This window comes from uncultured Lutibacter sp. (genome assembly GCF_937891065.1).
Lineage (GTDB): Bacteria > Bacteroidota > Bacteroidia > Flavobacteriales > Flavobacteriaceae > Lutibacter.
The window spans coordinates 1-9,266 of the sequence record NZ_CALAEQ010000225.1; the positions used below are offsets into that span (position 1 = coordinate 1).

Annotated in this window: 13 protein-coding genes; 4 read left to right on the forward strand and 9 right to left on the reverse strand. The window is 28.7% G+C overall.

The window, feature by feature from the left end; all coding sequences use genetic code 11:
* Window positions 1–349 (forward strand): hypothetical protein (locus Q0352_RS12095; RefSeq protein ID WP_299527857.1); only part of this gene is annotated, 349 nt, incomplete at its 5' end.
* A 140-nt stretch (window positions 350–489) separates the two neighbouring features.
* On the opposite strand, the gene Q0352_RS12100 is transcribed toward Q0352_RS12095, so the two are convergent.
* From Q0352_RS12100 to rsfS, 7 genes are read right to left on the reverse strand one after another with little or no spacing between them, the layout of a single operon-like run.
* Window positions 490–1,104 carry a YceI family protein gene (locus Q0352_RS12100; protein WP_299527859.1) on the reverse strand — a complete coding sequence of 205 codons (615 nt, stop codon included), beginning with the start codon at window positions 1,102–1,104 and terminating at the stop codon, window positions 490–492.
* An 11-nt stretch (window positions 1,105–1,115) separates the two neighbouring features.
* Entirely contained in the window at window positions 1,116–1,376 is a 261-nt protein-coding gene (locus tag Q0352_RS12105) for an acyl-CoA-binding protein (RefSeq protein WP_299527861.1), read from the reverse strand.
* Between the two features lie 17 nt (window positions 1,377–1,393).
* Window positions 1,394–2,044, reverse strand: coding sequence for a phosphatidylserine decarboxylase family protein (locus Q0352_RS12110; protein ID WP_299527863.1), 651 nt, complete (start codon window positions 2,042–2,044; stop codon window positions 1,394–1,396).
* A gap of 2 nt (window positions 2,045–2,046) precedes the next feature.
* Window positions 2,047–2,862 (reverse strand): phosphatidate cytidylyltransferase, encoded by an 816-nt coding sequence (locus Q0352_RS12115; protein ID WP_299527865.1) that lies wholly within the window; start codon window positions 2,860–2,862, stop codon window positions 2,047–2,049.
* Between the two features lie 3 nt (window positions 2,863–2,865).
* A complete protein-coding gene (locus Q0352_RS12120; protein WP_299527867.1) occupies window positions 2,866–3,453 on the reverse strand; it encodes an LUD domain-containing protein in 588 nt (195 codons plus the stop codon).
* Window positions 3,454–3,496: 43 nt separating this feature from the next.
* Window positions 3,497–5,500, reverse strand: a complete 2,004-nt coding sequence (ftsH, locus tag Q0352_RS12125; RefSeq protein ID WP_299527869.1) for an ATP-dependent zinc metalloprotease FtsH — start codon at window positions 5,498–5,500, stop codon at window positions 3,497–3,499.
* A 32-nt stretch (window positions 5,501–5,532) separates the two neighbouring features.
* Entirely contained in the window at window positions 5,533–5,904 is a 372-nt protein-coding gene (gene rsfS, locus Q0352_RS12130) for a ribosome silencing factor (RefSeq protein WP_299527871.1), read from the reverse strand.
* Window positions 5,905–5,990: 86 nt separating this feature from the next.
* On the opposite strand from rsfS, the gene Q0352_RS12135 reads away from it, so the two are divergent.
* Window positions 5,991–6,728, forward strand: a complete 738-nt coding sequence (locus tag Q0352_RS12135) for a biotin--[acetyl-CoA-carboxylase] ligase (protein WP_299527873.1) — start codon at window positions 5,991–5,993, stop codon at window positions 6,726–6,728.
* Between the two features lie 15 nt (window positions 6,729–6,743).
* Here Q0352_RS12135 and Q0352_RS12140 read toward each other — a convergent pair whose 3' ends face one another.
* Together Q0352_RS12140 and pyrE are read right to left on the reverse strand one after the other, a co-directional pair.
* Entirely contained in the window at window positions 6,744–7,133 is a 390-nt protein-coding gene (locus Q0352_RS12140; protein ID WP_299527876.1) for an SRPBCC family protein, read from the reverse strand.
* Window positions 7,130–7,792, reverse strand: coding sequence for an orotate phosphoribosyltransferase (gene pyrE / locus Q0352_RS12145; RefSeq protein WP_299527878.1), 663 nt, complete (start codon window positions 7,790–7,792; stop codon window positions 7,130–7,132). The genes Q0352_RS12140 and pyrE overlap by 4 nt, the downstream gene beginning before the upstream one ends.
* A 7-nt stretch (window positions 7,793–7,799) precedes the next feature.
* On the opposite strand from pyrE, the gene Q0352_RS12150 reads away from it, so the two are divergent.
* Together Q0352_RS12150 and Q0352_RS12155 are read left to right on the forward strand one after the other, a co-directional pair.
* Window positions 7,800–8,384 (forward strand): NUDIX domain-containing protein, encoded by a 585-nt coding sequence (locus Q0352_RS12150; RefSeq protein ID WP_299527880.1) that lies wholly within the window; start codon window positions 7,800–7,802, stop codon window positions 8,382–8,384.
* Between the two features lie 103 nt (window positions 8,385–8,487).
* Window positions 8,488–9,266, forward strand: a 779-nt coding sequence (locus Q0352_RS12155; protein WP_299527882.1) for a SulP family inorganic anion transporter, incomplete at its 3' end; no start/stop codon positions are given.

Consider the following 9,266-nt stretch of genomic DNA (forward strand, 5'->3'; position numbering starts at 1 on the left):
AAAAGCACATTTTAGATTAATTAATATATGTTTAATATTTATTTTATTTCAAGGGTGTAAAATATATCAAGAGCCTATTTCATTAGATCAAGCTATAAATAAGAGTGCACATGGATATTTAAAAATAACAATGTTAAATGGTGATGAATTCGTTTATGAAGATATTGAAATTATGGAAGGCAATTATTATGGCATTAATTTTAATGAAGGTGAAAAAGTAAAAACACTTATTGACAAAAATGAAATTAAAGATGTTCAACTTAGAGATAAAAAAGCATCTAAGAGTAGTAATTTTATAGGAGGAAGTATTGGGGTTTTGTCAATAATAGTTGGAGCTTTAATGTTATAGATACTATTTAATGCCGAACTAAATTTTTGTACTAAAAATAACGAGGACCTAAATTTAACTAAATGATGTTTCTTTTCTCATAGATGATTTAGATTTTTTATATTACATCTTTATATTTAGAGGTATCTATCTAAGATTAGTTATTCATGTTTCAGATAGGTAGCAACTTCAATTTTAACTTCACTCCAAGTTTTTGAAATACCATCATCTCCAGAATGCAAATCTTTGCAAACTATATTTAATGCTTCTATAGCTAATTGTGCTTGCCAATTATCTAAGTCCATTACAGCTTCAATAGTAACCATTTGATCACTAATTACATATGTAATTGGCAAGAATTGAGAAATTCCATTCAATGTTAATTCAACGTGCCCAGATGTTTCATTATTCATATTAATGGTACCAGAAATAACTTCAGTATTTTTCATAGAACCAAAAAATGATTTTTTTAATTTACCATCTCTAATGGTATCATTTGTAAATAAACTACTCACAGGAATATTAAATTTTAATCCGTTTAAAGCCTCTAAAGCTGTAGGGGACGTTTTTTTATTTTCAATATTTACTTTGGTGAATTGCCCTTTAACAGGTACTTTGTTAGTTGTTTTATAAGCAATCCAATTTATTGTTGTCGTTTTTTCTTCAACAGTATATCCTTTTTCAATTTGTTTTGCTTCTTTTTTTTCATTCTCTTTACAAGAAGAAATAGTAGTTATTACCAATAGTAGAAAGCTAAGTAGATAAATTTTTTTCATAATTGCTAATTTTATTTTAGATGTTTATTTACAAGATTTATATATTCTTGTTTAGCTTCATCAGCGGATAAATGGCTTAATTGAAACCAAGCATTTAATTTAAATGAATTTCTTAATTGAATATCACCTGATGGCTGTTGGTAATTATTTCCTTTTGTTGCTTGTTTATAATAAGCATAAATGGCAAGCATTATATCTGGAGGAAGTTTTATAGTTGCTTGTGAAGCAAAATCATAAGCCTCTTCAAATTCAATATTTAATTTTGTATTCATTAAGTAAAAATTAAAAATTACAATGTGGCTATTATTTTTTCTCCACCTCGTACTTTGTCATTTAGTTTTACATTTATTTTTGAGCCTAACGGTAAAAATAAATCTACACGTGACCCAAATTTAATAAAACCCGCATCATCACCTTGAATAGCTATTTCATTTGGCTTTGCATAGTTCACAATTCGTTTTGCAAGAGCACCTGCAATTTGTCGATAAAGAATTTCGCCCACTGTTTCGTTTTCAATAACAATTGTTGTGCGTTCATTTTCTTCAGATGCTTTAGGATGCCAAGCTACTAAATATTTTCCTGGGTGATATTTACTATATTTTATTACCCCACTAGTTGGATACCTGGTTACATGTACATTTAAAGGGGACATAAATATAGAAACTTGCAAACGTTTGTCTTTAAAATATTCCTTTTCAAAAACTTCTTCAATAACTACTACTTTTCCATCAACCGGTGCAATAATATGAAGGTCATTTATTACAGTATTCCTTTTTGGATTTCTAAAGAATTGTAAAATGACAATGTATAAAACTAATAAAATACTAGCTAATGTTTTATTTAACCAGATAATATCTATGAAATTATCAATTAATATAATTCCTGTACCTAAAATAAATGTAGAAATTAAAATTATCTTATAGCCTTCTTTATGAAACATAATTATTGTACAAATTGTAAGTAAATAAATATAAACGGTGCAGCAAAAATAACACTATCAAATCGATCTAAAAATCCACCATGTCCAGGAATAAAGTTACTACTATCTTTTACTCCAGCTTGACGCTTAAACATAGATTCAATTAAATCTCCCAATACGCCAAATATACTAACAATTCCAGCAATTACAATCCATTGTACTAATGAAAGGGTTGTAAATTGTTGAGCTAAAAAATAGCTTAGAGTAAAGGTGAAAAACATTCCTCCAATAAATCCTTCAATCGTTTTATTTGGAGAAATACGTTCTAGGAGTTTATGTTTTCCGAAATTTTTACCAACTAAATAGGCAAAAGAATCATTGGTCCAAATTAAGAGGAATACACCTAATATAGTTGTATTTACATAATTAAAACTAGCATTTAAAAAAGGAATTTTAACTATTAATGTAAAGGGAACAACGATGTATATAATTGATAAAAATATTTTACCTAAATGACTAATAACTTCCTCTTTTTTTGCGAACAGAATGGAAGCAAATGAAATAAAAATGATTAAAAATAGAGCAACGCCTGCATATTCAAAAATCATTCTATTAGGAATATCTTCAACACCCCAAATATTTACAAATATAAAAAGTAATGTTCCTATTAAGTACGGAAAGACACTTTTTAGTTGAATCATTTTTTTAAATTCATATAGGCAAAGTATCATTAGAATAAAGAATAGTAAAATAAATGAAATTTTACTATAGAGAATTGAAAATATTAAAATACTAACAAAAATAACTCCTGAAAGTACACGTTTTATAAAATTTGTCATAAATTATAAGTCTTCGAATAAAAGCAAATATAAGTTTTTTGCATTTGTATTTCCATAATTCATAAAATCAATTTCTTTAGAATTTGGATTATAATTTTTGATAGCACTTATATTACTTGGGATATTACCTAAATACCTTGTTTTTATTCCCGTTAAACTATCTCCATTTGTTTTAACAAACTGACTTGTGGTTGCATAAACTATAAAGTTATCAGATAATTCAGAAATTTTACATTCTTTTAGCTGATTGGAAGAAAATAAAATACTTCCATTTTCCGCTATTAAGTGTTCACAGCTTGTGAAAAACGGCAAAGCATTGTCAAATGTATCTTTAGTTTTTAAAGTAAGAGTTTTGGTGAGTTTAAATAAATCGCTGTCATTGCAAATTAAAGTATCCCAAGAATTTTCTTGAATTATTTTCGCTAAATTCTCAGTAACTTCCTCTAAAGTCGTGCAATAGAGGAATTTACCGTTATTTTTAATGAAATTTCGAACAAAAATTTGATCAAGTGGTAATGATTCTAAATCTAAATTTTGCTCTTTAGTTTCTTTATCTTTTGGGGAATTAAATAATTTTTTAAAAAAACTCATTAGCTGTTTTGAATATATTCAAAATTATAAAAAAGATATGAATTTACTCTTGTGTTTCCGATGAATTTTCAACGGTTGCGTCCTCAGGTTTATCTTTAACTAAAGTTTTGCTGATTTTCTCGAGAACTTCAGGTGCTTTATCCTCAAAAGCTCTTTTACCAAAAATCACTTCTAAATCATTTTTAAAAATCACTTCTTTTTCTAATAATAGCTCAGCAAGTGTTATTAATTTGTCTTTATTATCACTTAAAATTTTAATTGCTCTTTGATATTGAGTTTCAATAATTTCTGAAATCTCTTTATCAATAATTTGAGCAGTTTCTTCACTATAAGGTTTCGTGAAATTGTATTCAGATTGGCCAGAAGAATCGTAATAAGTAATATTACCAATTTTATCGTTTAACCCATAAACAGTAACCATAGCTCTTGCTTGACGTGTTATTTTTTCAAGATCATTTAAAGCTCCAGTTGATATTTTATCAAACATCAATTTTTCAGCAGCTCTACCTGCAAGTGTAGCACACATTTCGTCTAACATTTGTTCAGTTTGTACTATTTGACGTTCTTCAGGTAAATACCAAGCAGCTCCCAATGATTGTCCTCTTGGAACAATTGTAACTTTCACAAGTGGCGCAGCGTGTTCTAGCATCCAGCTAGCAGTTGCATGACCGGCTTCGTGAAATGCAATAGTTTTCTTTTCTCTTGGTGTTATTATTTTGTTTTTCTTTTCCAGTCCTCCAACAATTCTATCAACGGCATCTAGAAAGTCTTGATGATGTACTGCTTTTTTACTTTTTCTAGCAGCTATTAAAGCAGCTTCATTACATAAATTTGCAATATCAGCACCAGAAAAACCAGGAGTTTGTTGTGATAAAAACTCAACATCAACATCTTTACTAAGCTTTAATGGTTTTAAATGAACTTTAAAAATAGCAGCTCGTTCTGTTAAATTAGGTAAGTCCACATAAATTTGACGATCAAAACGACCAGCACGTAGTAAAGCTTTATCCAAAACATCTGCACGGTTGGTAGCAGCAATAACAATTACATTTGTATCTGTCCCAAAACCATCCATTTCTGTTAATAATTGATTCAGCGTATTTTCGCGTTCATCATTTCCACCAGTAATATTGTTTTTTCCACGCGATCTACCAACAGCATCTATTTCATCAATAAAAATAATTGAAGGTGCCTTTAGTTGTGCTTGTTTAAATAAATCACGTACACGTGATGCACCTACACCTACAAACATTTCAACAAAATCTGATCCAGAAAGTGAGAAAAAAGGTACGTTTGCTTCACCTGCAACGGCTTTAGCTAGTAGCGTTTTTCCTGTTCCAGGAGGTCCTACTAATAAAGCTCCTTTAGGTATTTTACCTCCTAGAGATGTGTATTTGTCTGGGCTTTTTAAGAAATCTACAATTTCTTGCACTTCTTCTTTTGCACCTTCTAAACCTGCAACATCTTTAAAAGAAGTTTTTACTTTTTGATCTTGGTCAAATAATTTAGCTTTTGATTTTCCAATGCTAAAAATTTGTCCGCCACCGCCAGATCCACCACCTGACATTCTTTTCATAAAATAAATCCATAAGCCAATTAAAAATATAAAAGGTAAGTAGATAAATAATTGATCTAGTATGTTGGTTCTTTCTTCATTTTTTACGTCAAAATCTAATTCATAAGTTTGCTTATCAGTACTTAATTCCTTTTCGAAATTTTGTAAATCACCAAAGGAGTAATTATACATTGGTGTATTAGCAGAATAAAGAGAACCTTTATTCTTTTTATGTTGTTCTTTTTCTGAAGCATCACTTTTTATATAAATATCTGCAACAGATCTGTTTACAATGACTATTTTTTCAATATCATTTTCAGATAGGATGGTTTTAAACTCATTTTGACTTAGCTTTTTTGAACCTAAGCTGTCACTGTTTAAAAACTGATAACCTAAAAATAATGCAAAAACAATTCCGTAAATCCAATAAAAATTAAACTTAGGTTTTTTTATGTTTTTACTATTTGGTGTGTTTTTTTTATCTTGACTCATCTATTTTTTTATTTCAATAATTTGTAAAAAGCTTAATTACTTGAAGATATTACTGTGATTTTTGCATCACCCCAAAGGCTTTCAATATCATAATAATCGCGTATATGTTTTTGAAAAACATGAACAACAATGTTTACATAATCTAATAAAATCCATTCTGCATTACCGTCACCTTCAACATGCCATGGTTTATCTTTAGTAGCTTTGCTAACTTGTTTTTGTACAATACCTGAAATGGCATTAACATGCGTATTTGAAGTTCCTGTACATATTACAAAATAATCGCAAACTGTATTTTCAATTTCTCTCAAATCTAAAATTTGAACATCTACTCCTTTTACATCATCTATTGCTTTTAAAATTGCCGCTATTGAATCGTCTGCGTTTATATTTTTTTTTGCCATTAATTTTTTTTTAATTTGTTGCAAAGTTATTATTTTTTTATAACAAATTTGATTTTATATAACTTTGTTAAATTTATCTACTCTTTATGAATATAATCAAACTTAATGCCATTGATTCTACAAATTCCTATCTAAAGGAGCTTGCTGCAAAATCAGTTATTGAAAGTTATACTGTTGTTGTTGCTGAACACCAAACTACAGGTAGAGGACAAATGGGGACTACTTGGGTTTCGGATGAAGGTAAAAATCTAACATTCAGCATTTTAGTTAATTTTGATGCTTTTGAAGTTCAAGATCAATTTTACTTGAGTATGGCTGTTTCTTTAGGTGTGTTAAATAGTGTTAAAATGAATGTTAAAACTCCAATTACTATAAAATGGCCAAACGACATTTTGGCAGAGAAAGACAAACTAGCTGGAATATTAATTGAAAATGTTTTGAGTGGTAATTTTATTAAACATTCTATTGTTGGAATAGGTTTAAATGTAAATCAACAAATTTTTTCTGGTAGTATAGGTAGAGTTACTTCATTAAAAATGATTTCAGGAATTAAATTTGACAAAGATAAATTGTTAAATAAAGTAGTTAAATCTATCAATTATTATATTGGTTATATAGAAAGAAATGAATTTAAGGAGCTGAAAGAGTTATATTTAGAATCGCTTTATCAATTCAATAAACCTGCAATGTTTGAAGATAAAAACGGGACTGTTTTTTTAGGTAAAATAGTAGATGTTTTTGAAGATGGTAGATTAGTAATTGAATTTGAAAATGAAACGACTCACAAATTTAACTTGAAAGAAATTAAATTTGCGAGTCGTTAAATAAATTGGTTTTTGTTATAATTTCCCAGCGTTATCTGTTAATGTATCAATAAATTTTTGAAGTGGACTTTTAACCATCATGGCCATCATTGCATTAAATTCACCATCAAATAATAATTGAGCTTCACAACTATTTTCAGAAACTTTATTGATAATTGCAGTTAAAGAAAAATTTAATTTACTACTTGCAGCACCTAAAATAATTTTATCAAATTCCTGCTTCTCTTTCACTACCAATCTAATTTCCGGCATTCCTTTTAAACTAAATAAAAAGGACTCACCATCAACTTCAAACTTATCAGTATTTTCAGGCATTAATTGTTCAAAATTTTTCAAGTTGCTTAAAAATTCAAAAAAATCTTTTTGAGACTTGTTAATTATTGTTTTTTTACTTTCTAAATTCATAATTTGGTATTAATTGTTTGTTTCCACTCACTTGGATTATTTCTCCATTGTTGAAGCGTTTCTAAATCATTTTCTGAAATGTAATTACTATCAAGAGATTGTTCTAATAAATGATCATAATCGCTTAATGTATTTAATTTTACATTGGCTTTTTTAAAGTTTTCTGAGGCAATTTCAAATCCGTATGAAAAAATAGCTACCATTCCTTTAACGTTAGTTCCTTCAACTTCTTTTAGTGCTTTTACAGCTTCTAAACTACTTTTCCCCGTACTAATTAAATCTTCAATAACAACAACATTTTTATTTTTTTCAAGTAAACCTTCTATTTGATTTTTTCTACCATGTTGTTTCGGTTCAGGTCTTACATATATAAAAGGAACATTTAGTTCTTGAGCAACTAAAACCCCAATAGCAATTGCACCAGTTGCAACACCAGCTATTACATCAGGTTTTCCATATTCTTTTTCTATAATCTTAGCCAAATTTTCACTTAAATATTTCCTTATTTTAGGAAATGAAAGCGTAGTTCGGTTGTCACAGTAAATTGGTGATTTCCAACCCGAAGCCCAAGTGAAAGGGTCATTTGGCTGTAACTTAATTGCTTTTATTTGTAATAACAATTCAGCAGTTTTTTTTGCAGTATCTTTGTTCAAAATCATAATGCAAATGTATAAAGTTTTTGTGAATGACTGTCCAATTATTTTAATTGATAGTAAGAATATTTCAACAAAATTTGCAATGGTTGACTTTCATAGTTGTAATATTTTTGAAATTGTTGAAGGGCTTTTTCAGAATAAGGCAAATGGTATTTGTTTGTTATGTGATGATTTAGAAGCGTGTTGGCAAAAATTTCAATCTTTTTTTAAAATTCAAAAAGCAGCAGGAGGCAAGGTGCTAAATTCAAAAAATGAAGTACTTTTTATTTATCGTTTTAATAAATGGGATTTACCTAAAGGAAAATTAGAAAAATGGGAATCTATTGAAGAATGTGCTATTAGAGAAGTTGAAGAAGAATGTGGAATATCTAATTTAAAAATTGATAAAGAGTTAGAAACTACCTATCATATTTTTGAAAGAAAAGATAAAATCATTTTAAAAATTACGTATTGGTTTTTAATGACAACAACTTATAAAGGAAAATTAACTCCTCAGTTAGAAGAAGCTATTGATCAAGTTATGTTTAAAAATGAAAATGAAACAGAAGATGCGTTAAAAAACACTTATGAGAATATAAAGTTATTATTTTCTTAAAAGCCCTAAAATGGGGATGTTATGTATATTTCTTTAGGTAATCATTACTTCAAATTCATTAAAACAAAAACACCTACCTTTGCCACTTTTTTAAAATAATTATATGACTGAATTTATTAAAAAGCAAACAGCAAATTTTAGAAACGATATTTTATCTGGTATAACAGTTGCTTTGGCTTTGGTTCCTGAAGCTGTTGCTTTTGCCTTTGTGGCAGGAGTTGACCCATTAGTTGGTTTATATGCAGCTTTTATGGTTGGTTTAATTACTTCAATATTTGGAGGTCGACCTGGAATGATTTCTGGTGCAACAGGTGCTTTAGCAGTTGTTATGGTTACATTAGTTGCTAGGGGGAATGCAATGGGAGCTCCAGATGAAAATTTAGGATTGTACTATTTATTTGCTACAGTTATTTTAATGGGAATTATTCAGGTTTTGGCAGGTGTTTTAAAACTAGGAAAATTTGTTCGCATAATTCCTCATCCAGTAATGATGGGGTTTGTAAATGGTTTAGCGATTGTTATTTTTCTTTCTCAATTAGGTATGTTTAAAAAAACAGTTGAAGGTGAAAAAATATGGCTACAAGGAAATCAACTCTATTTAATGATTGGTTTAGTTGGTTTAACTATGTTAATTATGTGGGGATTGCCAAAAATTAAACAATTAAAAAAATTACCTGAAGCTTTAATTGCAATTTTAGTAGTAAGTACTATTGCAATAGTATCCAATTTTGATATAGCTACTGTTGGTTCTTTTATTAGTGATGGAGGTGGAGAAGGCTTAAAAGGAGGCCTACCAACATTAAACTTAGAAACTTTTTCTAAAGTACCTTTCACTTGGGAATCTATTAAATTTATTTTACCGTATGCATTAATTTTAGCAGC

Excerpts from the sequence above, each read along its gene's own strand:
- Q0352_RS12115 (WP_299527865.1), bottom strand. The coding sequence starts at position 2,862 with ATGACAAATTTTATAAAACGTGTACTTTCAGGAGTTATTTTTGTTAGT.
- Q0352_RS12140 (WP_299527876.1), bottom strand. The coding sequence starts at position 7,133 with ATGAATTTAGAAAGTAAAAAAACAATAATTAACAAGTCTCAAAAAGAT.
- Q0352_RS12110 (WP_299527863.1), bottom strand. The coding sequence starts at position 2,044 with ATGTTTCATAAAGAAGGCTATAAGATAATTTTAATTTCTACATTTATT.
- Q0352_RS12100 (WP_299527859.1), bottom strand. The coding sequence starts at position 1,104 with ATGAAAAAAATTTATCTACTTAGCTTTCTACTATTGGTAATAACTACT.
- Q0352_RS12150 (WP_299527880.1), top strand. The coding sequence starts at position 7,800 with ATGTATAAAGTTTTTGTGAATGACTGTCCAATTATTTTAATTGATAGT.
- ftsH (WP_299527869.1), bottom strand. The coding sequence starts at position 5,500 with ATGAGTCAAGATAAAAAAAACACACCAAATAGTAAAAACATAAAAAAA.
- Q0352_RS12105 (WP_299527861.1), bottom strand. The coding sequence starts at position 1,376 with ATGAATACAAAATTAAATATTGAATTTGAAGAGGCTTATGATTTTGCT.
- Q0352_RS12135 (WP_299527873.1), top strand. The coding sequence starts at position 5,991 with ATGAATATAATCAAACTTAATGCCATTGATTCTACAAATTCCTATCTA.
- Q0352_RS12120 (WP_299527867.1), bottom strand. The coding sequence starts at position 3,453 with ATGAGTTTTTTTAAAAAATTATTTAATTCCCCAAAAGATAAAGAAACT.
- pyrE (WP_299527878.1), bottom strand. The coding sequence starts at position 7,792 with ATGATTTTGAACAAAGATACTGCAAAAAAAACTGCTGAATTGTTATTA.
- rsfS (WP_299527871.1), bottom strand. The coding sequence starts at position 5,904 with ATGGCAAAAAAAAATATAAACGCAGACGATTCAATAGCGGCAATTTTA.